This is a genomic window from Hymenobacter negativus, assembly GCF_016056375.1.
Taxonomy (GTDB): Bacteria; Bacteroidota; Bacteroidia; order Cytophagales; family Hymenobacteraceae; genus Hymenobacter; species Hymenobacter negativus_A.
The window spans coordinates 823,223-847,343 of sequence record NZ_JAEDAE010000001.1 but is presented as its reverse complement, the minus strand read 5'-3'; the positions used below and the strand labels follow the sequence as shown (position 1 = coordinate 847,343).

At 60.8% G+C, this 24,121-nt stretch carries 20 protein-coding genes and 1 pseudogene; 17 read left to right on the top strand and 4 right to left on the bottom strand.

The window, feature by feature from the left end; all coding sequences use genetic code 11:
* Window positions 1–24 precede the first annotated feature (24 nt).
* The gene (locus tag I7X13_RS03670; protein ID WP_198074391.1) at window positions 25–2,424 is read left to right on the top strand and encodes a YCF48-related protein; all 2,400 of its coding nucleotides are present in this window, start codon (window positions 25–27) and stop codon (window positions 2,422–2,424) included.
* A 174-nt stretch (window positions 2,425–2,598) separates the two neighbouring features.
* Here the strand turns inward: I7X13_RS03670 and I7X13_RS03665 are convergent, their stop codons facing one another.
* Window positions 2,599–3,021 (bottom strand): secondary thiamine-phosphate synthase enzyme YjbQ, encoded by a 423-nt coding sequence (locus I7X13_RS03665; RefSeq protein ID WP_198069015.1) that lies wholly within the window; start codon window positions 3,019–3,021, stop codon window positions 2,599–2,601.
* A gap of 235 nt (window positions 3,022–3,256) precedes the next feature.
* Here I7X13_RS03665 and parS point away from each other — a divergent pair, with 235 nt between their 5' ends.
* The 3 genes from parS to I7X13_RS03650 all read left to right on the top strand — a co-directional run bounded on the left by parS (window position 3,257) and on the right by I7X13_RS03650 (window position 5,029).
* Window positions 3,257–3,700 (top strand): type II RES/Xre toxin-antitoxin system antitoxin, encoded by a 444-nt coding sequence (gene parS, locus I7X13_RS03660; protein ID WP_198068456.1) that lies wholly within the window; start codon window positions 3,257–3,259, stop codon window positions 3,698–3,700.
* Window positions 3,701–3,708: 8 nt separating this feature from the next.
* Window positions 3,709–4,167: an RES family NAD+ phosphorylase gene (locus I7X13_RS03655; protein ID WP_198074390.1), complete on the top strand. Its 459-nt coding sequence runs from the start codon at window positions 3,709–3,711 to the stop codon at window positions 4,165–4,167.
* A 73-nt stretch (window positions 4,168–4,240) separates the two neighbouring features.
* A complete protein-coding gene (locus tag I7X13_RS03650; RefSeq protein ID WP_198074389.1) occupies window positions 4,241–5,029 on the top strand; it encodes a bestrophin-like domain in 789 nt (262 codons plus the stop codon).
* A 112-nt stretch (window positions 5,030–5,141) separates the two neighbouring features.
* Here the strand turns inward: I7X13_RS03650 and accC are convergent, their stop codons facing one another.
* Complete coding sequence (gene accC / locus I7X13_RS03645; RefSeq protein ID WP_198074388.1) at window positions 5,142–6,653, bottom strand: acetyl-CoA carboxylase biotin carboxylase subunit; 1,512 nt, start codon at window positions 6,651–6,653, stop codon at window positions 5,142–5,144.
* Between the two features lie 258 nt (window positions 6,654–6,911).
* Here accC and I7X13_RS03640 point away from each other — a divergent pair, with 258 nt between their 5' ends.
* Window positions 6,912–8,159, top strand: a complete 1,248-nt coding sequence (locus I7X13_RS03640; protein WP_198068452.1) for an aminotransferase class I/II-fold pyridoxal phosphate-dependent enzyme — start codon at window positions 6,912–6,914, stop codon at window positions 8,157–8,159.
* Between the two features lie 254 nt (window positions 8,160–8,413).
* Window positions 8,414–8,584, top strand: a pseudogene (locus tag I7X13_RS21870) (histone H1); the annotation flags it as partial.
* A 253-nt stretch (window positions 8,585–8,837) separates the two neighbouring features.
* Here I7X13_RS21870 and tyrS read toward each other — a convergent pair.
* Window positions 8,838–10,148, bottom strand: coding sequence for a tyrosine--tRNA ligase (tyrS, locus tag I7X13_RS03630; protein WP_198074387.1), 1,311 nt, complete (start codon window positions 10,146–10,148; stop codon window positions 8,838–8,840).
* 152 nt (window positions 10,149–10,300) lie between these two features.
* Here tyrS and holA point away from each other — a divergent pair, with 152 nt between their 5' ends.
* The 10 genes from holA (at window position 10,301) to trmB (ending at window position 22,570) form a co-directional block, all read left to right on the top strand.
* Window positions 10,301–11,359, top strand: coding sequence for a DNA polymerase III subunit delta (gene holA / locus I7X13_RS03625; protein ID WP_198074386.1), 1,059 nt, complete (start codon window positions 10,301–10,303; stop codon window positions 11,357–11,359).
* Window positions 11,360–11,416: 57 nt separating this feature from the next.
* Window positions 11,417–11,620 carry a hypothetical protein gene (locus I7X13_RS03620; RefSeq protein ID WP_198074385.1) on the top strand — a complete coding sequence of 68 codons (204 nt, stop codon included), beginning with the start codon at window positions 11,417–11,419 and terminating at the stop codon, window positions 11,618–11,620.
* A 243-nt stretch (window positions 11,621–11,863) separates the two neighbouring features.
* The gene (locus I7X13_RS03615) at window positions 11,864–15,127 is read left to right on the top strand and encodes a tetratricopeptide repeat protein (protein WP_198074384.1); all 3,264 of its coding nucleotides are present in this window, start codon (window positions 11,864–11,866) and stop codon (window positions 15,125–15,127) included.
* A gap of 35 nt (window positions 15,128–15,162) precedes the next feature.
* Window positions 15,163–16,965 (top strand): TonB-dependent receptor, encoded by a 1,803-nt coding sequence (locus tag I7X13_RS03610; RefSeq protein WP_198074383.1) that lies wholly within the window; start codon window positions 15,163–15,165, stop codon window positions 16,963–16,965.
* A gap of 101 nt (window positions 16,966–17,066) precedes the next feature.
* Window positions 17,067–18,299: an HU domain-containing protein gene (locus I7X13_RS03605; RefSeq protein ID WP_198074382.1), complete on the top strand. Its 1,233-nt coding sequence runs from the start codon at window positions 17,067–17,069 to the stop codon at window positions 18,297–18,299.
* A gap of 8 nt (window positions 18,300–18,307) precedes the next feature.
* Window positions 18,308–19,006, top strand: coding sequence for a MotA/TolQ/ExbB proton channel family protein (locus I7X13_RS03600; RefSeq protein ID WP_198068444.1), 699 nt, complete (start codon window positions 18,308–18,310; stop codon window positions 19,004–19,006).
* A gap of 91 nt (window positions 19,007–19,097) precedes the next feature.
* On the top strand, window positions 19,098–19,517 hold the full coding sequence (locus tag I7X13_RS03595; protein WP_198074381.1) for an ExbD/TolR family protein: 420 nt from the start codon (window positions 19,098–19,100) through the stop codon (window positions 19,515–19,517).
* 33 nt (window positions 19,518–19,550) lie between these two features.
* Window positions 19,551–20,435 carry a hypothetical protein gene (locus tag I7X13_RS03590; protein ID WP_198068442.1) on the top strand — a complete coding sequence of 295 codons (885 nt, stop codon included), beginning with the start codon at window positions 19,551–19,553 and terminating at the stop codon, window positions 20,433–20,435.
* Between the two features lie 113 nt (window positions 20,436–20,548).
* Entirely contained in the window at window positions 20,549–21,862 is a 1,314-nt protein-coding gene (locus tag I7X13_RS03585; RefSeq protein WP_198074380.1) for a bifunctional folylpolyglutamate synthase/dihydrofolate synthase, read from the top strand.
* A gap of 42 nt (window positions 21,863–21,904) precedes the next feature.
* The gene (trmB, locus tag I7X13_RS03580; RefSeq protein WP_198074379.1) at window positions 21,905–22,570 is read left to right on the top strand and encodes a tRNA (guanosine(46)-N7)-methyltransferase TrmB; all 666 of its coding nucleotides are present in this window, start codon (window positions 21,905–21,907) and stop codon (window positions 22,568–22,570) included.
* An 86-nt stretch (window positions 22,571–22,656) separates the two neighbouring features.
* Here the strand turns inward: trmB and I7X13_RS03575 are convergent, their stop codons facing one another.
* Entirely contained in the window at window positions 22,657–23,253 is a 597-nt protein-coding gene (locus I7X13_RS03575; RefSeq protein WP_198074378.1) for a beta/alpha barrel domain-containing protein, read from the bottom strand.
* 135 nt (window positions 23,254–23,388) lie between these two features.
* Here I7X13_RS03575 and rpe point away from each other — a divergent pair, with 135 nt between their 5' ends.
* Window positions 23,389–24,102 carry a ribulose-phosphate 3-epimerase gene (rpe, locus tag I7X13_RS03570; protein ID WP_198074377.1) on the top strand — a complete coding sequence of 238 codons (714 nt, stop codon included), beginning with the start codon at window positions 23,389–23,391 and terminating at the stop codon, window positions 24,100–24,102.
* Window positions 24,103–24,121: the final 19 nt, after the last annotated feature.

Sequence of the window (24,121 nt, the reverse complement as noted above, 5' to 3'; positions counted from 1 at the left end):
GGGATTTTGACCTAATTTTCCGTTATGAAAAAACTGCTACTGGCTGCCATCTGTCTTTGTTTTCTGCACATCTCGCCGGCTGCGGCTCAATGGCAGTGGCTCAATCCCAAGCCCAATACCTATTCGGGGCAAGCCATTCGCTTTGTAAACCCCAACCGGGGCTTCGTGCTACAGGAGTTGGGCCAGCTGCTGCGCACCGATGACGCCGGCCTGACCTGGCGGGAAGTGGCCCGCTACCCCGATGCCGCGGACCTCGAATTCGCGCACGATGGCACGGGCTATCTGCTTACGCACCCCGGGGTGTTGTGGCGCAGCACCGATAGCGGCCAGACCTGGGCGCGGGTATCGCGGGCTCCGCAAACGGCTCCGCAATACGTGGGGTACGGCCCGCCGGTGGTGCAGCACTACTACACCCGCCTGCACGCCATCAGTGCCGATACGGTGGTGGAGCTGACGAATAACGGCCTGCTGCGGCGGTCGGTAGATGGTGGTCGGCAGTGGCAGGAGACGGCCACTGGCGTTCAGGTACTGAGTAGTTTTTTCGTGTCGGGCAAGGTCGGCTTTATGGGCACGTGGGGCGGAAAAATATACAAAACCACCAACGGAGGCACTACCTGGACCAAGCTGTCGGAGGTGACGTATATCCCTTCTGAAATCACCATGCTCCACTTCATCTCGCCGCTGGTGGGGTTTGCCCACCGCGAGCACAGCGACCTGCTGCGCACCAGCGACGGCGGCCTGACCTGGACGGTGGTGTCGAACCGCCTGGAGGACATTAACGAAATGCACTTCCTGTCGCCCAGCGTGGGGTTTGCGGTGGGCGATTATGGCACCATCTATTCTACCGCCACCGCGGGGCTGAGCTGGACGGCCATCGGGCCGGCCGCAACTTCGGGGCTAATCGCGGGCAACAACTGGCGTAGCGTGTATTTCACGTCGCCCGCCACCGGCTACGTAACCGGCCAAGGCAACAAAGGCCCCATCATGCGGACCGTCGACGGCGGCCAGACCTGGCTGCCACTGGGGCCGCTCATGGGCAACATCAATGCGCTGGTGTTTCCGGGCCAGGGCCTGATGGGCTATGCACTGAGCACCAACGGCCTGCTGCACACCACCGACGGCGGCGACAACTGGGGCCTGCGCTCCCCCACGAGCGGGACTGTGCTGGCCTGCCCCGATGCCAGCACCCTAATAGCAGTGAATGGGAACATCTCGCGGTCAGTTGACGGGGGCCTGACCTGGACTTCGGCCGCCGTGCCGGGCCGTTACAACGGCACCACCGTCGTTTCCACCCTGAGCATGGCGAATGCCCAGGTGGGCTTCGCCGCCGGCTCCGATGGCGTCAACACAGTGCTGGCCCGTACCATCGACGGCGCCCGCACCTGGCAGGTGGTCAATGGCTCCTACAGCCAGGGCTTGCGCAAGCTCGCCTTTGTGTCGCCCAGCACCGGATTTGCCATCGGCTACAACGACCTGTACAAAACCACCGACAGCGGCCTCAGCTGGCAGCCGGTTCGGCTGGGCCAGTACGGCACCCCCAGCGACGTCGCCTTTGTGGACGCGCAGGTGGGCTACGCCCTCGACGAGTACGCCACCATATACAAAACCACGGACGGGGGCAGCACCTGGATGCCATCCCAGCTCAACCGCAGCCGCCCCTACGCTGCCGGCCACACCTTGCGCCTGCATTTCTTCGACCGCGACAATGGCTGCGTGCAGGACGACGCAGGTTCCATCTTCCGCACCGCCGACGGGGGGCGCTCCTGGATTTGGGAGCGTAACCTGGGCTCGCAGGCCATGGCCTACACCCACGGCGGGCAGTCGCTGGTGCTGGGCGGTGGCAACGGCATGCTGGTGCGGCGCTCGCTCGCCGCGACTCCCTGGCCGTTCCGGGCCGAGGTGCTGCCGCCTGCCGTGCTCACCGATAGCAGCGCCGTGCTGGCGGGCACGCTCATCAGCACCAACTGCATTGTTGACAGTGCCCGCTTTGAATACGGCCTGGCCAGTGCGCCGGGCTTTAGCAAGGTGGCCGCGGCCTACCCCACGCTGTGGTACGGCAGCGACTCGCTTCGGGCCCAAGTGCCCAGCGGCCTGCTGCCGGCCACCACCTACCGCGTGCGGATACGCATGGTCCACAACGGCAGCGTGTATTACAGCGCCGAATCAACGTTTGCCACGCCGATGCAATCGGTACTTCCCACGCCCGAGCTGGCCGTTTATCCCAACCCTACCAGCAGCTACCTGCGCGTAGTGGCCCCTGGTAGCCGGGGCACGGCCCGCATCGAGGTGTTTTCGCTGCAAGGCACCCGCGTGCGCGAAACCACCGACTCTGGCGTCGACCTGGCCGGACTGCACAGCGGCATCTATATCCTCTGGGTGCATCAGGGCGAGCAGGTTTACCGCCGCCGCATCATGAAACAATAGATATCCAATAAGCCAGGTATTGCCCATAAAACCGGCCGTCATGCGTGAGCGTGGCGGCCGGTTTTGTGTGAAGCGTCATAATCAAGGCTTCAGAATCGGTTTGATGCCGTGGCCGCCGTGCTCCCGGTGCGGTATCGGGCCGGCGGTCATTTCAGGCCAAATTGACTGGCACCCTCACTCGCCCAACAGCGTAATTACCAGCGTCCGCCGGCCGCCGTGGTCGCGGTGCTCGCCCAGGTAGATGCCCTGCCAGGTGCCCAGCGCCAGCCGCCCGTTCGTGACCGGGATGCTGACGCTACTGCCCAGCATTGCCGCTTTCAAGTGGGCGGGCATGTCATCAGGGCCCTCGGAATTGTGGCGGAAGTAAGGCGCATTTTCGGGTGCCGCGCGGTTGAAAAACTGCTCGAAATCGTGCCGCACCGTGGGGTCAGCATTTTCGTTGATGCAAAGGCTGGCCGAGGTGTGCTGAATGAACACGTGCAGCAGGCCGGCCCGCACCCGCGCCAGCTCGGGCAGCCCTTGCAATACATATTCGGTGATGAGATGGAAGCCCCGGCGCATGGCTGGCAACTGCAGCTGTTTCTGAAAGACCATCAAAGTAGAAACGTAAAATATGGTAGGCATACGGAACGCGAGCCTGCCAGTAGGAGCGGGGGCTGAATGGATACGCCCGGGCCGCGTTGTTTTTGGCGGGCGGGGCTGGCTGTCGGCGGGGCACTTACCAGCGGGTTCCCATGTCCGCTACGGCCGGGCCAATGAAACCAAAGGAAATATTTCCCCGTTGTCAGGGAAATATTTCCCATCTTTGGGTAAGAATCAATTTTATCCTCCTATGACTGCTCTCGCCACGCCTCCCGCCGCCGTGTATTCGCCCGCCCTGCGGGGATTGCAAGCCACCGTGGCCGATTCCTTCGCCCTCGTGATGGAGGCCCGCAACGGCGTACCCGCCAAAACGGCCTTCGACGTGGCGGCTCTGCTCAAGTTGAGCACCGACGAGCTGGCCAACCTCCTGCACACCACCACCAAAACGTTGCGCGCCTATCGTGAAGGCAAAAAGCGCCTTGGCCCCGCCGCCAGCGAGCAAATCCTTAAGCTGCTGGCCCTCGCCCGCCAGGGCGAAGAAGTCTTCGGCGCGCTCCCGGCTTTCCGCCGCTGGCTTGATAAGCCTGCCTACGGCCTCGACAACCAGGCCCCGCTGGCCCTGCTCGAAACCAGCGGCGGCATCGACCTCGTGGCCGACGAAGTTGACCGCATTGCCCACGGCGACTTAGCCTAAGACTTCGAGTGGAAATCTACCGCATTTGCCTGGCCAAATACGCCGGTGAGCTTGTCGCTTCCGGCAACCCCGGCCGCTGGAATACCCGCGGCCAGCTAGTTATCTATGCTGCTGGCAGCCGCGCCCTGGCCTGCCTCGAAAACGTGGTGCACCGCAGCGGCGAAGGCCTCAACAGCCTCTTTCGGGTTATCCGCATCGATGTGCCCGATGCCCTGCCCATCGAAGAGCTGACGTTGGACCAGCTGCCGCCCGAGTGGCAACTGCCGAGGCATTACGCCCGCTGCCAGCCCCTTGGTGCCGCCTGGTACCAGCGCCAGACGGCCGCCATTCTGCGGGTGCCGTCCTCCATCATCGCCCACGAGCACAACTACGTGCTCAACACCCGCCATCCCGACTTTGCGCAGGTGAAAATTAGCGGCTGGGAGGATTTTGAGTTCGACCCGCGCATCAAAGCCAGCGTTGACTAACCCGTCCGAATAACGGTCAGGTATTGACACCTTGTGGCATTCATCAATGCCGATATACTCGTATATACGAGTCATGGACACCGCTGTCTTTATCTCAACCCTGCCCTCGTGGCTATTATTCCTGCTGGTAATTGGGGTTTCGTTGGGTGCCAACGAGGCTGGTTTTCGCTTAGGGCGGCTCCTGATTCGGCGCGGCTTGCGTGAGCCCGAGCCGCCGGTGACCGCCGTGGTGGGGGCCGTGCTGGGTTTGTTGGCCTTCCTGCTCGCCTTCACCTTTGCCATGACGGCCTCCCGTTTCGATGCCCGCCGCGAGCTGGTGATTGAAGATGCCAACCGAATTCGAACGGCCTACCAATACAGCCGCCTGCTCCCCGAAAAGCAGCGGCAGGCCCTGCAAAAGCTGTTTCCGGAGTACGTAGCCCTGCGCCTGGGTATCACCTCGCTGGCCGTGGCAAAAAAACGAGAACCCCGTACCAACGAACTCCAGCAGCTGATGTGGCAACAAGCCGCTTCGCTGGTGCCGGAAAATATGGATTCGGAAATACGCAGCCTCTTCATCGGTTCGTTGAGCGAGTTGCTAAACGTGCATACTGCCCGCAAAACCGTTGCCCTGGGCTACCACATTCCAGGCCGAATCTGGCTGGTGCTCAACCTGCTTTCCGCGATGAGCATGCTCAGCGTGGGTTACCAGACCGGCATGTTCAGCCACCGGCGGCTGGTGGGCATGCCCGTCCTAGCGGCCGCGTTTGCCCTCGTCATCATCATGATTGCCGCGATGGATGCCACCGCTCAGCATGGCTTTTTAATCAGCCAGGAGCCCCTGGCCGATGTACTAAGGATGATGCAGGGCAGCCAGCACTAACCTGATACCAAGCCCATAGCCGGTTAACTGCGGGGCGACAGCTCACCGCAGAAGCAGGCTAAAAAAAGAAGCCTGACTATTTCAGCCAGGCTTCTTTTTTTATGATGACGGCCTACCGCACGCCCAGCCGATTCCGCCGCCAGCCCGAAACTTCCGCGGCGGCCGTTTCGCCAGTAACGGCCGCCGCTTTGGGTTTCTTCTCGCTGAGCAGCATGGCGCCCAGCGCGGCAGCTATTTTGGCCGTAGCCTCGTCCGGCGCGGCGGGGGCGAGGGTGGTAGGCGTGAAATGGTCGCGGATGAAATTTGTGTCGAAGTTGCCGCTTACGAAGGCGGGGTGCGTCAGCACGTAGCGGCCAAAGCCCAGCGTGGTTTCGATGCCCGTGATTTGATACTCCTCGATGGCGCGCAGCATGCGGGCAATGGCCTCTTGGCGGTCGGCCCCGAAGGTGACCAGCTTGGCAATCATCGGGTCATAGTAAATCGGAATGTCCATGCCCTGCTCGAAGCCGTCGTCGACGCGCACGCCGGGGCCCTGGGGGCGCACGTAGGTGGTCAGATTTCCGATGTCGGGCAGGAAGTTGTTTTGCGGGTCTTCGGCGTACACGCGCAGCTCCAGGGCGTGGCCGGTGATGGCGAGGTCGTCCTGCGAGAAGGGCAGGGGGTAGCCCTCCGCCACCCGGATTTGCTCCTTCACCAAGTCGAGGCCTGTGATTTGCTCGGTTACGGGGTGTTCTACCTGCAGGCGGGTGTTCATCTCCAGGAAGTAGAAATTGTGCTTGTCGTCGAGCAGAAATTCCACGGTACCGGCGCCGGTGTAGTCGCAGGCGCGGGCCACGTCCACGGCGCACTGGCCCATGCGGGCGCGCAGCTCGGGCGTGAGCACCGACGAGGGTGCTTCCTCAATCACCTTCTGGTGGCGGCGCTGAATGCTGCACTCGCGCTCGAACAGGTGCACGATGTGGCCGTGCTCGTCGCCCAGCACCTGAATCTCGATGTGGCGCGGCCCCGTCACGAACTTTTCAATGAACACCGCGCCATCGCCAAAGGCCGACACGGCCTCATTAATAGCCAGCTGCATCTGCTCCTCGAATTCTGCCGAGTTGTTTACCATGCGCATGCCCTTGCCGCCACCGCCGGCCGAGGCCTTAATCAGAATCGGAAAGCCCACTTCCTCCGCAATCTGCTTGGCCGCGGCTACGTCGGAAATGGCCTCGGCCGTGCCCGGTACCAGCGGGATGTTGTAGGCCTGTACTGCCTGCTTGGCCGAAAGCTTGTCGCCCATGATTTCCATGGCCTCGGGGCTGGGGCCCACAAAAATCAGCCCCGCCTCGCGCACGGCGCGGGCAAAGCCGGCATTCTCCGAAAGGAAGCCGTAGCCGGGATGGATGGCATCGACGCCCAGCTGTTTGCAGACTTCGAGAATCTTATCGCCGCGCAGGTAGCTGTCTTTGGAAGCGGGCGGGCCTACGCACACGGCCTCGTCGGCGTAGCGCACGTGCAGGGCGTTGCGGTCGGCTTCGGAGTAGATGGCCACGGTGGCAATGCCCATTTCCTTGGCGGAGCGCAACACGCGCAGCGCAATTTCGCCCCGGTTGGCGACGAGCAGCTTGGAGATTTTTTTCATTGGGTGGGGTTCCAGAACGTCCTGCCGAGCGCAGCCGAAGCATGACGTGCTTTAGGTGAAGCGTCAAAAACTGTTGCAAAGAAACTGCGAAACCACAGCCCGCCCGCAAACCTGCCACTCATTGTCCGGTTATTACGCCCAAATTATGTACAACCGCGACGCGGGGACTACCTTTGTGATTAGGCAAGTATTGGCTAATTCTAAAATAGCCTTGCGTACCTGTCACCACCCATTTTTCACCTAATTCCCGTTTTTTCAGTGGATATATTCGACCGCATTGAGGCCAACCGCGGCCCGCTTGGCTCGCACTCGCATTATGCCGAAGGGTATTTTATGTTTCCCAAGCTGGAAGGCGAAATTGGCCCGCACATGGGCTTTCGCGGCCGGAAAATGCTGAACTGGAGTCTCAATAACTACCTCGGCCTGGCCAACCACCCCGAAGTGCGCAAGGTAGATGCCGAGGCCGCCGCTGAATTTGGCATGGCCATGCCCATGGGCGCACGCATGATGAGCGGCAACTCGGCCAACCACGAGCGGCTGGAGCGCGAGCTGTCGGAGTTCGTGCAGAAACCCGCCACCTACCTGCTCAACTTCGGCTACCAGGGCGTAGTGAGCATCATCGACTCGATGGTGGGCCGCCACGACGTGATTGTGTACGACGCCGAGTCGCACGCCTGCATCATCGATGGCGTGCGCCTGCACGCCGGCAAGCGCTTTGTGTACCGCCACAACGACATGGCCAGCCTCGAAAAGCAGCTCACCGCAGCCAAGCGCATTACCGACGAAACTGGTGGCGGCATCTTCGTGATTACGGAGGGCGTGTTTGGCATGTCGGGCAACCAGGGCGACCTGCGCGGCGTGATTAAGCTGAAGGAAAAATTCAGCTTCCGCCTGTTCGTCGACGATGCTCATGGTTTTGGCACGATGGGCCCCACCGGGGCCGGAACGGGCGAAGCGCAGGGAGTTCAGGACGGCATCGACCTATATTTTTCAACCTTTGCTAAGAGCATGGCGAGCATCGGCGCCTTCGTCTCGGGGCCGCAAAGCGTGATTGAATATTTGCGTTACAATATGCGCAGCCAGGTTTTCGCCAAATCGTTGCCAATGCCGTTAGTGGTGGGCGCTATTAAGCGCCTGGAGCTGCTGCGCACCAAGCCCGAGCTGCGCGAAAATCTGTGGACCATCGTGCACGCCATTCAGAATGGCCTGCGCGAAAAAGGCTTCAACATCGGCACCACCACCTCGCCCGTGACGCCGGTGCTGCTGGAAGGGGAAATCCCGGACGCAACTCAGGTAACGCTGGATTTGCGTGAGAATCACGGCATTTTCTGCTCTATTGTTGTGTATCCGGTGGTGCCGAAGGGCGTGATTATGCTGCGTATCATCCCCACGGCGGTGCACACGCTGGAGGACGTACAAGAAACGATTGCGGCGTTTGAAGTGGTGGCCGATAAGCTCAAAAACGGCCTTTACAGCCGGACTACGGCCGTTCCGCAAGCAGTATAAAACTTCATTGCTCTGCCAAAACGCGGGCTGCCTTCTCAGGCAGCCCGCGTTTTTTGTTTTTGGATAATTCTAATACGATGGCTGTTGGTGTACTTTGCGTAAACGGCCTTTTTTTTGGCGAAATCGGCCTTTGAAAGCCGGGGAGGGGGTTTTTAAAAAAAAATGAAAAACTTGCTTGTATTTGAAACCCCTGTATATTAGGGCCGGCTTAACACCACCACAAACTCATTTTTCACCCCCAACCCCAACTTCCAATGAACAATTTTGGTAAACTGAAGGACCTCGTGATGTCGCTCGAAGATGACTTCTCGAAATTCTACGACAAGCAGAACGCTGCTGCTGGCACCCGCGTGCGCAAAGGCATGCAGGAGCTGAAAACGATGGCCCAGGCGTTCCGCACCGAAGTGCAGAACACCAAAAACGCTGGTGCCGCTGGCGCCGCCAAGCCCGCCGCTGGTGCTGCCAAGGCTGCTCCGGCCAAGAAAGCCGCCCCGGCTGCTAAAGCTGCTCCGGCCGCTAAGAAGCCCGCTGCTAAGAAGTAATCCTGACCATGGATTCGCGCGGATTCTTCGGATTTCGCGGATTCTGAGGACAAAAAAGGCCCCGCCGATTGGCGGGGCCTTTTTTGTGGTTAGTTGTGCGGGCTCGTGCTCCGGTTTCCTCGGCACGAGGGGGCGGTTACACGAGCTCTACCAGGAAGTAGTTCTTTTTGCCCTTCTGCACTACCAGGTACTTGCCGGCCAAGTGCTGCAGCGCGGCCACCGGCGCATCGGGCGAGGTTACTTTTTCGCGGTTGATGCTCACGCCACCGGACTGAATCATCTTGCGGGCTTCGCCTTTGGAAGGGAAGATTTTGTGCAGGGTGAAATCGCTGAGGAAAGTGGCGGTGTTGAGCTCAGTCATTTCGGCGCGGAGCACGCGCAGGTGCGGCACCCCGGCGAAAACGTCGAGCAGCGTGGCTTCGTCGAGTGAGGCAAGGTCGCCACCGCCGAAGAGGACTTGGGAGGCCGCGATGGCAGCTTCGGTGGCGGCGGCGGAATGCACGCGGGTGGTAACGTCGGCCGCCAGCGCTTTCTGCAAGGTGCGCAGGTGCGGGGCGGCGGCGTGCTCGGCTTCGATGGCTTCGATTTCCTCTTTGCTCAGCAGCGTGAACACGCGGATGAGGCGCGGGGCGTCAGCATCGGCCGAGTTGAGGAAGAACTGGTAGAACTGGTAGGGCGAGGTCATCGTGGCGTCGAGCCAGACGGTGCCGGTTTCGGACTTGCCGTACTTGGTGCCGTCGGCCTTGGTGATGAGCTGGCCAGTGAGGGCGTAGGCTTTGGCTTCGGTACCCTCGGCATTGGCCACGCGGCGGATGAGCTCGGTGCCGGTGGTGATGTTGCCCCACTGGTCGGAGGCGCCCATTTGCAGGGTGCAGCCCAGGGTTTTGTTGAGGTGCACGAAGTCGTAGCCCTGCAGCAGCTGGTAGCTGAACTCGGTGTAGCTCAGGCCGTCGGCGCCGCTGTCTTCGTTGCCGCTGATGCGGCGCTTCACCGAGTCTTTGGCCATCATATAGTTCACGGTGAGGTGCTTGCCCACCTCACGAAGGAAGCCCAGGAAGCCGATTTCCTTGAACCAGTCGTAGTTGTTCACCACCAGCGCGCCGGTCGGGCCTTCGCTGAAATCCAGGAATTTCTCTAGCTGAGCCTGAATGCCGGCCTGGTTGTGGCGCAGCGTCGTTTCGTCGAGCAGGTTGCGCTCGACCGATTTGCCACTGGGGTCGCCAATCATGCCGGTGGCGCCGCCCACCAGGGCCACGGGGCGGTGGCCGGCGCGCTGCAAGTGCACCAGCAGCATGATGGTAGCGAGGTTGCCGATGTGCAGCGAAGCGGCCGTGGGGTCGAAGCCGATGTAGCCCGTGATGGGGGCGTTGGTGGCAAGGTGTTCGGCGGTTCCGGGCATGGAATCGTGGTACATGCCGCGCCAGGTCAGTTCTTCAATGAGATTCAATGGGTGAATGGCTGAATGAGTGAATGGGTGAATGAAAAAGGCTTCACCCGCAAAACGTGGCCTCAAAGGTACGCGGTGGCTTTACCTTTGCCAGCCGGGAAGAATGGCCCATCCGAACCATTCGCCCATTCACTCATTCAGCCATTCACCCATTGATACAAGACGCCGACGCGATACTTAAGCAGCTGCAGCAGCGGCAATTTCAGCCCGTGTATTTTTTGCAGGGCGAAGAGCCGTATTACATCGACGTGGTGGCGGATTTGATTGAAAAAACTGCCCTGGCCGAGCACGAACGCAGCTTCAACCAGGTGGTGGTGTACGGCAAGGATGTGGATGTGACGGCCATTTTGGGCCAGGCCAAGCGGTTTCCGATGATGGCCGAGCGCAGCATCGTCATCGTGAAAGAGGCCCAGACCGTGGCTGATTTGGAGCAGGAGCGGAGCTGGCCTTTCCTGGAGGCGTACCTGAAAAACCCGCTGCCCAGCACCGTGCTGGTGTTTTGCTACAAGCACAAAACACTGGACAGCCGCAAAAAGCTGGGCAAGCTGCTGGCTGGCAAAGACTCGCCAGCCGTGCTGATGACCAGCAAAAAGCTATACGACAACCAGGTACCGCAGTGGCTCACGGCCAACGTGCGCAGCCGTGGCCAGCAAATTACCGGGCAGGCTACGGCCATGCTGGCCGAGTACATCGGGGCCGATTTGGGCCGGTTGGCCAATGAGGTGGACAAGCTGGTACTGAACCTGAAGCCCGGCCAGCCCATCGACGAGGAACTAGTGCAGCGGCTGGTGGGCATCAGCAAGGACTACAACATTTTCGAGCTGCAAAAGGCGCTGGTGCAGCGCGATGTGCTCAAGGCCAACCGCATCCTGGCCTACTTCGCCGCCAACCCCAAGGCCAACCCGCTCATCCCGAACCTGACGCTGATGTTCAACTTTTTTACGCGACTGCTGGTGCTGCACCAGGCCGGCGCCAACCCGCCGGATGGCGTGTTCAAGAGCATGGGCATCATGAACAGCTTTGCCCAGAAGGAATACCAGCAGGCCCTGCGCGTATATCCGCCCGAGCGGGTGGTGGGCCTCATCCACAGCATCCGGCGGGCCGATGCGCAGAGCAAAGGCATCGAAAGCGGCTCGATGGACGACGCCGAGATTCTGAGGGAGCTGGTGTGGCTGATTCTGCACAACGTGCCGGCCGGAGTGTTGGAGTAACATCGGCTTGGTTGCGCTCGTAATGGGAGGGTATTTCACCTTAAACTGATTTCACTCATGAGCGATACTCCAAGTGGCACCCTCGGGGGCCTGATTTCCGGCCTGTTTGGCGGCCGCACCAACGACGACAGCACCCGCGCCACCGGCTCTACTTCGGGCAAACTGGTCAAAGGCGCCCTGCTGGCGGCCGGTGCCGCTTACCTGTATAAGCGCTACAAAGCCGGCAACCTGAATTTGCCTGGCATTACGCCCAAACAATAGCCAAAATGACTCCGGACCAATAGAAAAGCCCCGTTAGCAACTGCTGACGGGGCTTTTCTCTGCCTGCTTTGGAGCGAATCATCGCCTATTTACTCATTGCCAGCGGAAATGCGCACCAAGCCGGTGTGCGGCTGCCGGCAATGAAACCCGCATTTCCGCGTTGGCTGGGCAACCTACGGGCATTTATCGCTACTTTTGGCGAGTTCCCGGGCCCGACGCGGCCCCTCCACGACAGGTATTTACATGAAGCTATTTCCCCGGCTGGCGCTGGCCGCCGCCCTGAGCGCCGCCGCACCCGTGGCCGCCAGCGCCCAGCAAACCCAGGTTTTTGCCTCCGATGAGCGGCATTTTCAGGAAGGGTTGGAATTGTTTGACCGCGGCCAGTACGGCGCTGCGCAAGAGGCCTTTCGGCAGTACCTGGCCATCGAGCCGGTGCACAGCAGCCAGGCCAGCCCCACCGCTGCCGCCGACCGCACCGCCGATGCCGAGTACTATTACGCCGTGAGCGGCCTCTACCTCTCGCACCCGGATGCCGAGGGCCTGATTCTGGATTTTGCGGCCAAGCACCCGGCCCACCCGCAGGCCGCCGCCGCGTATTTCGAGTTGGGCAAGTTCTACTTCGACCAGAAAAACTACGAGCAGGCCATTCGCTACTTCACCAAAGTAGCGCCCGATAACCTGAGCAACGACCAGCGCGCTGAATCCGATTTCAAGCTGGGCTATAGCTATTTCGAGCAGAAGGACTACGAGAAAGCCCGCCTGCTATTCGACCGCAACAAGCAGGTGCAGAGCCAGTACAAGTACGCCAGCTCGTATTACGCCGGCTACCTGGGCTACCGTGCCGGCGACTACGCCGCCGCCCGCGCCGACCTCGGCGTGGCCGAGCAGAACGACGCCTACAAGCCCGTCGTGCCGGCCATCGTAACCCAGATTTACTACAAGGAGGGCAACTACGATGGCCTGATTGGCTACGCCACCACGGCACTGCAAAACACACCACCACCCCAGAATTCCGACGAAATCCAGCTGCTGGTGGGCGATGCCTACTACCAGAAGCAGCAGTACAAAGAGGCCGCCGAGTACTTCGATAAGTACGCCGCCGTGCACCAGAACCGCATTGAGCCGGCGCTGCAGTACAAGATTGGTTTCGCCAATTACAAGATGGGCGACTTCAAGGGGGCCATCGCCAACCTGAAGAACGTAGCCGTGCGCCGCGACTCGCTAGGCCAGAACGCGGCCTACCATCTCGGCCTGAGCTACGTGCAGGCCAACCAAAAGCCCCAGGCCGTAACGGCCTTCGAGGCTGCCCGCCAAAGCACCTTCGACAAAGCCATTGCCGAAAACGCCACCCTCAAGCTGGGCCAGGTGCAGTATGAGTTGGGCAATCTGCCCGAGGTTATCAACGTGCTGCGCGACTTCCGTAAGAAATTTCCCCGCTCGAAAAACCAGCCCATCGTGGATGATTTGCTGGGCAACAGCTTCCTGGCATCTACCGACTACAACCAGGCCATTACCTACCTCGAAGGCATCGACGACCGCAGCGAGAAGCTGGACGCCACGTACCAACGCGTGGCGTATTCGCAGGCCGCGTTGCTGTACAACAACGGCAACTACGCCCAGGCGCTGCCGCTGCTGGACAAGTCCTTGAAATTTCCGTCGGATGATGGGCTGCGGGCCGCCGCGCAGGTGCTGCGGGGCGAGATTTTCAGCGTAGGCCAGCAGTACCCCGATGCCATTATGGCTTATGCGGCAGCGGCCCGCTCGGCCCGGCAGGGCGGCGTAAGCCCCGAAGAAGCCGATTTTGAGCAGAAAGCCCGCTACGGCCTAGGGTATGCTTATTACAACACCAAGCAGTACGACAAGGCCCGGCCGCAGTTCGCGGCTTTCCTGAACGACACCGACGCCAAGCCCTCGGACCCCAACTACTACGACGCCACCCTGCGGCTGGGTGACACCTACTACGTGTCGAAAAACTACCAGCAGGCCCTAGACCAATACGACAAGGTCATCAAGGCCAATGCGGCCGACAAGGACTACGCCTACTACCAGAAGGGCCGCACGCTGGGCCTGATGGGCCGCCGCGAGGAAGCCACCAGCACGCTGGCCGCGCTGCTCAAAGCCAGCCCCAACTCGCGCTACGCCGAGGACGCCGTTTTTCAGCAGGCGCAGTTGTCGTTTGAGGCCGGCGAGTACCAGCCGGCCGTCACGGGCTTCACGCGCCTGATTGAGGGCCGTCCCAACAGCCCGCTCATTCCGCAGGCGCTGCAGAAGCGCGGCGTGGCCTACGCCAACCTAGAGCAACAGGACAAGGCCGTGGCCGACTTTCAGCAGGTGCTCACCAGCTACCCGCGCAGCGAAGCGGCTTCGCAGGCTTTGTACAACTTGCAGGAAAGCCTGACGGCCCTGGGCCGTACCGAGGAATTCGATGCGGCGCTGGCTTCCTTCAAAGCCCAGAACCCCGACAGCAAGGCCACCGAAAGCGTGGAATTTGAAGCGGCGAAATCACTGTATCTGGCTGAGAAATACAAGGCTGCCATTCTGCGCCTTGAGTCTTACTTGAAGCAGTACCCCGAGTCGGCCCTTGGGGCCGATGCCCGGTTCTTCCTGGCTGATTCCTACCTGAAAACCGGCGACAAGCAGCAAGGCCTGACCCGCCTGCGTGCCGTGGTAACGGAGGGCAAAAGCGAATTTGTGAACCGCGCCGTAGGTCGCTTGGCCGACCTCGAGTTCGAGAACAAGAACTACGCCGAAGCTTCCAAGCTCTACGAGCGTCTGCGCGGGGCCAGCACCAACCGCCGCGAAGTCGCCAACGCCACCCTCGGCCAGATGCGCAGCCTGTACGAAAGCGGTGACTATCCCGGCACCCGTCGCGTGGCCGAGGAATTGCGCGCCCAGGCCGGTGCCACCGCCAACGCCACCAACGCCGCCTTGCTCTACTTAGGTAAAGCCAGCCTGCGGGCCGAGAATTACGACCAGGCCGCCACCGAATTGGCTACCGCCGTCGCGGCCGCGCCCAACGACATCAACGGGGCCGAGGCGCAGTATTACCTGGCCGAAACGCTGTTTAAGCAGAAAAAGAACGAAGAGGCCAAAGCTGCGGCGTTGAAAGTAAATTCTGATTTCAGCAGCTACTCGTTGTGGCTGGGCCGGGCTTTTCTGTTGATTGCCGACATCTACGCCTCGGAAGGCGACAACTTCCAGGCGCGCGGTACGCTGAATTCACTCATTGATAACAACTTCCCGGTACCGGAAATTCTGGAAGCCGCTAAGCAGCGCCTCAAAACCCTGGGAGCCGACCAGCCGGAGGAAACCACCCCGCCCACCAAAGCGCCGGTGAAGACGCCCAGCAAAACGCCGGCTAAAACCCCGGCCCCGACCAAAGCACCGGCTGCTCCGGCCGGCACGCCGGCCAAGCCCACCACAGCGCCCACCAAAGGCAAAGCCCCGGCCCCGCGCACCAACCTTCGCGGCACCACCACGGCCCCGGCCGACACCACCCAGCGCTAGGAACGGCGCATTATTTCCCAGAAAAACAATTGCTGATGAAGCGTTTGACGATAAATAAAGGCCGTTCTGTCCACCACGGTGGCCCCAAGCTGGCCACCGGCCTGGCCTTGGCGGCCATGCTGGTGGGCGGCGTAGCACCGGCAGCCACCGCGCAGGCCCAGCCCACCAAAGGCAAGTACAAGGGCAGTATTGAGGAAGCTGAGATTGAGATTGTGAAAGAGCGGGTGAACCAGTTGCCCGAAGCCACCCGCAACTTCGATAAAATCAAGCTGCCCGCCCCGCCCAAGGTCGAGCGCAAGGTGGCCTACACCTTCCCCGATTTCCGCCTGCCCGCCGACCGCCTCACGCCCTCGGTGAAGGTGCTCACCATCCGGGCCGAGGAGCCCACGCCGCTCACCGGCAACTTTGTGAAGGCGGCAATTGGCAACTACGGCACGTTTTACGGGCGTGGTTATTTCCACAGCACCCGCAACACCGACCATGCCTACGGACTGGACATCAAGCACGTAAGTTCCATTCAGGGGCCGGTGGATGGCAAAAACTCCCGGATGTCGGAAACCAGTGCCCACCTTATGGGCGAGCTGTACCGCGGCACCGGAGCCTTCGGGGCCACCCTGGATTTTGGCCGGGAGCGCTACAATTTCTACGGCTATGAGAAGGCGGCTAATGGCGGCCCGGTGGTAGCGCCCGAGTCCGGCGACATCAAGCAGACCTTCAACCGCTTCGCGGTGAAGGCCTACGCTCACAACCGCGACCCCGAGCAACAGCTGACCTACGATGCCGGCATCGGCTACCGCTACTGGGCCGATAATTTTGCCGCTTCCGAGAACGACGTGCGCCTGAACGCCAAAGTCGGCTACGCCCTGGGCGAATCCAGCCGCGTCACCGTGGCCGCTGATGCCTCGTTTATCTCGGACAAGGACCAGGCCGCACCTTCGCTTAAAACACCCAACCCGTTGCAAACCAGCCGCACGCGCACCTTCGTGCAGGCCACGCCGGCGTATGAGTTTCTGCGCAACAATATCGCCTTCTCGGTAGGAGCCACGCTGGGCTACTCGTCCGATACCACGACCAACGTAAGCAAGGGCGTGATATACCCGGCCGTGCGCCTGGGCTACACCATCGAGCCCGAGAAATTCATGGTATATGCCGGCCTCGGCGGGGCTCTGCAGCGCGTAACCCGCTACGACCTGAGCACCGAAAACCCCTGGCTGAACCGCGGCCTGAACGTGGCCGATACCCATCGCGGCCCCACAGTGTACGCCGGGTTCACCTCCACGCCCGCCCGGGGCCTGGAGTTCAACGTGAAGGCCACCTACGCCCGCGACCGCAACCTGTATTTCTACCTCAACAACCCCATCGACCCCACCAAATTCGACCTCGTGTATGACCAGAACGCCACCGGTGTGTTGAATATCCACGGCGAATTGCTCTATAACGCGGCCGAAAAATTCCGCCTCGGCACCCGGGTCGACTACAATAAGTACGCCCTCAAAAACCTGCCGTTGCCGTTTCACCGTCCCGAATTTCAGGGCTCGGTGTTCGGTACCTACAACGTGTTTGACAAGCTGATGGTGGGCTTAGAAGGTTACTTCTTCGCGGCCAGCTACGGCATCAGCTACCGCCCGGCCACCGCCGCGGGAGCCGCACGGGTAGCCGATTTTTACCGCGCCACCGACCCAATTGTCGACCTGAATCTGCGCGCCGATTACCGCATTACGCCAAAAATATCCATCTTTGCAATGGGTAATAACCTCGCCAATCGGCAGTACCAGCGTTTCTACGGATATCCCGTGAAAGGTATTAACGTATTGGGCGGGGCTACCTATACCTTTTGAGTTAGAGGTTAAGAGTTAAGAGTGAAAAGATTAGTGGCTGAAAAACTACTCTTTCATTCTCTCAATGCTTCACTTTTAACTCTGAAATTTTAACTGACCCGATGCACCTCGCCGACCACATTCGCCCCTTGCTCCGTGACCACGATTGCGTGATTATCCCGGACTTTGGGGGACTAGTGGCCGATGTGTCGCCGGCCCGCGCGCAGCCCGGCCGCCAGGCGTTGAGCCCGCCCACCAAGCTAGTGGCCTTCAACCAGGCCCTGACCCGCAACGACGGTCTGCTCGTCGATGCCCTGAGCCAGCACTTGGGCCTGTCCATCGCGCAAGCCCGCGAGGCTGTGCGCACCGCCGTGGCTGGCCTGCAGCAAGAACTCGACGAAACTAACCGGACTGAGCTGCCCGGCATCGGCATCTTCCGCCGCGCCGCCGGCCGGGGGCTGGCTTTCGAATACACCGGCACCGATAATTTACTAGCCGCCGCCTTTGGCCTGCCGGAACTAGCCGCCCGCCCCGTGCGCGTGGCCGATGCCCGCATCAAAAGCGCGCAACCCATCCTGCGGAGTGGCGGTGCCCGTCGTACAACGCTGGCGCGCCTGCTGCCGGCGAGCATCATCGCCGTGGCCGCGGGCCTGCTGCTGCTGGCCAACTACCAGGTGGCGCTTAAAGCCGGCTACCTGCCCGTGAGCTGGCAGGCCGCCATGCCGCGATGGGAGTGGGCGCAGCGCCAACCTGCCATAGTAGCTCCCATCATCACCGAACCCCAACAAGCCACCTTAAGCCAGCAGGACTACGGCACCACCGCCAACAGCAGTGCCATCCCCGCCGAAGGTATGACGCCGGTGGAAAATACCACGGCACAGCCCGTGCCGGAAATGACCGGCGACAGCAGCGCCCCAACTAGCCTGCCACTCGAAAAGGAAAGCCCGAAAGCGGCAGCTAGTACCGCACCCGCTGTGGTGGCTGAAGCCGTTCCGGCCGCACCTAAAGAAGTTGTGAAAACAGCTCCGGCAGTCGCCACCGCGGTTCCTGAAGCGCCGGCCGCCGCGCCCGTGCGTGCCAAAGCCCCGGCCGCCGCAGCCAGCGCCGTTACAATTAAAAGCCGCACCGGGCGTTTCTACGTCATTGCCGGGGCCTACCGCAGCCTGGCCGGTGCCGAGCAGGGCCGCAAGCTGCTGGTCAAAAGCGGGCATGCGTCGCACATCATTCTGCCGCCCTTCGGCAGCCGCTTGTTCCGCCTCACCGCCGCCGACTACCCCGACCTGGCCTCGGCTCAACGCGAAGCCCAGCGCCTGCGCATCAGCACGCACTGTGACTACAATACCTTGAAATTTTAACCGTCCGCATGTCCGTATTCCTCCTGCAAGTGACGCCCGTCGCTGCCGATACTGTTAATACTGCCGCCGCTGCTGCCGCCCCCATTGCCGATACCAGTGTTCCCGTCATCGACCTGCTGCTGCGCGGCGGGTTTATCATGATTCCGCTGGTAGCTCTTTCGCTTCTCTCGGTCTACATCATCATCGAGCGCTACTTCACCATCCGCCGGGCCGCCGGCAACCCCGATGCCTTTATGGCCGGCATTCGTTCGCTTATGGTGAAGGGCGACCTGGCCGGGGCCAAGCTTTACTGCGCCCAGAACGCCTCGCCGCTGGCCCGCATGGTGGAAAAAGGCCTACGCCGCATCGGCCTGCCGCTGAAAGAAATTGAAACCAGCGTGGAAAACGTGGGCAAGATTGAAATCGCCCGCCTCGAAAAAAACATTAGCATCCTGGGCATTATCGCCGGCATCGCGCCCATGATTGGCTTCGTGGGTACCATCATCGGGGTTATCAAGATTTTCTATTCCATCGCCGCCACCAAAGAGTTTGGTATCCCGCAGGTGGCTGATGGTCTGTACGTCAAGCTGGTAACGTCTGCTACGGGTCTTATTGTCGGCATTATTGCCCACGTTGGCTACCACTGGCTGAGCATTCTGGTCGAGCGCATGGTATTCCGCATGGAAAACTCGGCCATTGAATTCATGGACATTCTGCAGGACAACTAGTTGAGTTAAGAGTGAGGAGTTAGGAGTTAAGGTTTGCCGAGCGCATCCTTAACTCTTAACTCCTCACTCTTAACTCATAACTCAAATAGTTATGAATCTTTCCCGCCGTCATCGCCTCACCTCGCACGTCGAAACCGGGGCCATGAACGACATCATGTTCTTCCTGATGTTGTTCTTTCTGATTGCTTCGACGCTGGTTAACCCCAACGTAATTAAGCTATTGCTGCCGAATGCTAAATCGAGCAAGCAGGTAATGAAGCAGCCAATTACCATTTCGGTGGATGCGGCCGGACAATATTTTGTGAACAAGAAGCCTGTAGCACCCACCAACGTGGAGCCGGAGCTGGTGGCCTTGGTGGGCAACGCGCCAACCACCGAGCAGCCCACCGTCGTGCTGCGCGTCGATGCTTCGTTGAACGTTCAGAAGCTGGTTGACATTTTAGAGATTGGCAACCGGCTCAAGCTGAAAATGGTGATGGCCACCCAGGCCCAGCAGGCAGCCGGCAAATAAGCCGCTTCTAGCTGGTTAAGCGTACACAGCATCATGGCTATCGATTATCAAGAACCGCACCGCCGCGAAGGCCTAATTGGCACCCTGGTAGTTCACGGGGTGCTGTTGCTGCTGTTCATCTTCTCGGTTTTTAAGGGACCGAACCCGCCGTTGGCCCCGTTGGGCGGGGGCGATGGCGTAGAGCTGAACTACGGCCTTGACGAAGCCGGCTCGGGCAACGTGCAGAGCATGGCCACGGCAAACAACTCGCCCAACCGCGAGGACAGCCGCCCGCCCCAGGCCAGCCCCGACCCGCAGCCGCGCCCCGTGGCCGTGGCCACGCCTGACCCCACGCCGCCTGCCCAGGAGAAGATAATTACCAGCGAGGCTGAGGAAAGCCCCGTATCGGCCGCGCCGGTTGAAACGCCCGCGCCACCCAAGGAAGAAGTAAAAGCCGCGCCCAAAGTGCCCCGTAAAGTAGCCGTGACTTTCGCCCCCAAGGGCAGCGCCACTGGCGGCGGCAACGGGGTGAATGGCACCAGCAATGCCCCAACCGGCAACAACAATGGCGACCGTCCGGGCGCCGTGGGCGACCAGGGAGACCCGAATGGCACGCTCGATGCTACGGCGCTTTACGGTGCTCCTGGCCGGGGCGGCAGCGGGAGCAGCCCGGGCAGCGGTGGCCTCGAAATGAGCGGCTGGCGCTTCGAGAGCAAGCCGGTGGTGGAGTCGGTGGACGACAACTCGGGCGTGATTCGCTTCAAAATCAAGATTACGGCCGATGGGGAAGTGGAATCGGTAACCAAGGTTTCGGGAAACGTGTCGCCGGCGCAGGAAAAGCTGTGCCGTGATAAGCTGCTCGACACTAATTTTATCAAAACTAATTCGGCTCCTGGAGGCGCTACGGGTTTTTACACGTTCAAATTCTCGGTTAAGTAGCCATCCTCACATGCTGTTTTAGCCCCGCCGTCTGTTCGCAGGCGGCGGGGCTTTTTCGTAGCATAAGCTCAGAATGCCGTTAATTTGTGCTTTCTCCCTGTTTTCGCAGTCTCGTGACTTATCAAGAAACCCTGACTTACCTCTACGAGCAGCTTCCCATGTTTCAGCGGGTGGGTGCAGCGGGCTTTAAAAAAGGCCTCGGCAATACGCTGGCCTTAGCCGAGGCGCTGGGGCACCCGGAACGGAAATTCCGAAGTGTGCACGTGGCTGGCACCAATGGCAAGGGCAGCAGTTCGCACCTGCTGGCGGCGGTGCTCCAGGCGGCCGGCTACAAAGTGGGATTGTACACCTCGCCGCATTTGCGCGAGTTCACGGAGCGCATCCGGGTGAACGGGCAGGAACTGACTCCCGCGTATCTGGTGGAATGGGTGGCCCGCTGGCGGCCGTTGTTTGAAGAAGTCAAGCCGTCGTTTTTTGAAATGTGCGTGGCGCTGGCGTTCGACTACTTTGCCCAGCAACGCGTGGACGTTGCCATTGTGGAAGTAGGCCTGGGCGGCCGGTTCGATTCCACGAACATCATCACGCCGCTGGTGTCGCTCATCACCAACATCAGTTTCGACCATCAGGCCCTGTTGGGCAATACGTTGCCCGAAATTGCGGGTGAGAAAGCCGGCATTATCAAGCCCGGTGTGCCAGTCGTGGTAAGCCAGAGCCAGCCCGAAGTAGCGGAGGTATTCCGGAACGAAGCCGCTGCAAAGCTCGCCCACCTCGTTTTTGCCGACCAAATCTACCAGGCAACATTTGCCGCGGAACCATTCCTTGAAACCGGACTGCGCCCGTTGAAAATCAGCCAGCATGGCCGGCCCTACTTGCCCAATGCTGAGCTGGGCCTGCCCGGCGACTACCAGCAATTCAACCTGCCCGGTGTGCTGGCTACGCTGGATGAACTACGCGCCCAAGGCTTCCGCATTACGGAAGCGGCCGTGCGGGCTGGCCTGCGGCAGGTAACAAGCCTAACGGGGCTGCGAGGCCGGTGGAGCATCATTGGCCGCCGGCCGCTGGTGGTGTGTGATACGGGGCATAACGCGGCTGGTCTTAAAGCTGTAATGACTCAGCTACAGCGCGTTCCACACGAGCGTTTACATTTGGTTATTGGCACGGTGAACGACAAGGACGTGGCTTCTATGCTGGCCCTGTTGCCGAAAGAGGGGCATTACTATTTCTGCGCGGCTAATATTCCCCGGGCTTTGCCTGCCGAAGAGTTGTCTGCGCAAGGAGAAGCGCTGGGTTTGCACGGGCAGGCCTATGGTTCGGTGGAGGCCGCAGTTGCAGTGGCCCGCAAGGCTGCCAGTCCTGATGATGTGGTTTTCATTGGCGGCAGCACCTTCGTAGTGGCCGAAGTGGAAGAGCTTTACGCCACGACCTGAGCGGCCCGTTTTACCTTTGTATAACAACACATTCCTACTGATTTGCCCCGAGTTAAGCTTCAGCGTTTTACCGACAACGCCACCCGTCCCGATATCATTGAGCCGGGCAAACCCGAATACGAACAGCTGGGCGGTCGCTGGCGTACCGATTTCTTCCGTGAGCCCCACCCGCTGACGCTGGAAGTAGGCTGTGGCAAAGGCGAATATACCGTGGGCCTGGCCCAGCGCTATCCCGGCCGTAACTTTCTAGGACTAGACATCAAAGGCGAGCGCATTTGGCGGGGCAGCACCCGTGCCGCCGAGATGGGCCTGACCAATGTGGGCTTCGTGCGGATGCGGGCCGAAGCCCTGGCCGCGCAGTTCGGTCCTGGCGAACTGGACGAAATCTGGATAACCTTTCCCGACCCGCGGCCCCGCGACCGTGACATTAAGCGCCGGCTGACATCGCCGCGCTTCTTGGCGCTGTATGAACAATTGTTAACTTCGGGCGGCCTGCTGCACTTGAAGACTGATAATGAGGGCCTTTTTGAGTACACGCTTGAAACGCTAGCGGCCCGTCCTGGTACCACCGTGGAGCGGTTCACGCGGGATTTGTATGCGGAGACGGCTGCGGAATTTACCGAAGCTCAGGCCATTCAGACCAATTTTGAGGGGAAATACCGCGCCATCGGCGTGCCCATCAAGTACGTGCAGTTCCGGCTGACGTAAGCAGGCTCTTTGCCAAACGAAGCGCCCCCGCAGAAACCAATAAGGAATGGTTCTGCGGGGGCACTTTGCTTATCAAACGGGCCGGTTTATTCGATTTCCAGCGCTTCAAATACGGCTTCTAACTGGTCAAAATCGCGCAAACCCGGTTTCACTTCGTCGCCCGAAGGGAAAACCAAGCCGGCCAATGGGAGTGAGGTGGCCAAGGTACGGGCGTGGTCGGGGTGCAGGCCGGGACCGAGCCACAATGGGTTTTTCGCGCTGACTTGTTGCAGAGCTGCGAGAGTTTCCGGCGCTACGGAGCCCGCTAACTCCAGCACAAAACCGATGGGCGAAGTGGGCAAAGGCTGGGCCAGCCCAGCAGAATCGGCTGCTAACTCCAGGTACACCGGCGGGGCAATTTCGGCTAACTCCTCGTCGGTTCGTGGGGTGCGCAGCAGAACAGCATCCAAGCCGCAATCAGCAGATATCGCGTTGATTTCATGGGCGCTGAGTTGGTCGAACTCGCCTATTAGTTCAACTCCGGCAATCCACCCCGCCAGCTCTTTTACACTCTTGGTATCGAGGTACCCGGGCAGGGCGGGGTCGAGAACAAAGGTCAGCTTATCGGCACCCATACCGGCGCAGTAGCGAGCATCGGAAAGGTTGTTGATGCCGCGAATTAGGAGAGGGACGAGGTGTGGCACGAAGAAGTATAATGTGAGGCAAAGCTGCCGATGAACCGTGGCCGGCCGAAAAGCGGGCGGGCCGCTGCAAAAGTAGAGCCGCCGCCGTAGTCAGCCATTATATGAGGAGTGCGCGGCCTCCGTATCTTCGCTGCCATGAATGCATCCCGCCGCACGCCCTTGCTGGCTCCCTCGTTTCTGGCCGCCGACCTGGCCAACCTGCAAGCCGAAACCGAGCGGCTGGCCAGCAGCGCCGCCGACTGGTTGCACTTCGACGTGATGGACGGCCGGTTCGTGCCCAACATTTCGTTCGGGCTGCCCGTGCTGCAAGCCGTGGCCCGCTATGCCAAGCAGCCCATCGACGTGCACCTGATGATTGAGGAGCCGCAACACTACCTGGCCGCTTTCCGCGACGCGGGGGCCAGCAGCATCACGGTGCACTACGAGGCCTGCCCGCACCTGCACCGCGTGGTGCAGCAAATCAAGCAATTGGGCTGCCGGGCCGGCGTCGCCCTGAACCCGGCCACGCCGGTGGCGCTGCTCGAAGATATTGCCGCCGACCTCGACGTGGTCCTGGTGATGTCGGTGAACCCTGGCTTTGGGGGGCAGGCCTTCATTCCGAACACGCTGAAAAAAGTGGCCATGCTGAAGGAATTGCTGGTCGATACCGGCTCGGATGCCCTGATTGAAGTGGATGGCGGCGTGAACATGGACAACGCCGGCCCGCTGGTCGAAGCCGGGGCCGACGTGCTGGTGGCGGGTAATTTTGTGTTTAGCGCGCCCGAGGGGCCGGTGGCCACGCTGGCCCGGCTGCGCGACCACCTGGCCGGCCTGGAAATGGATGCGGTAGCCGCTGGCCGCCGGCAATAGTTGGGCCGCCCGCCCGTTT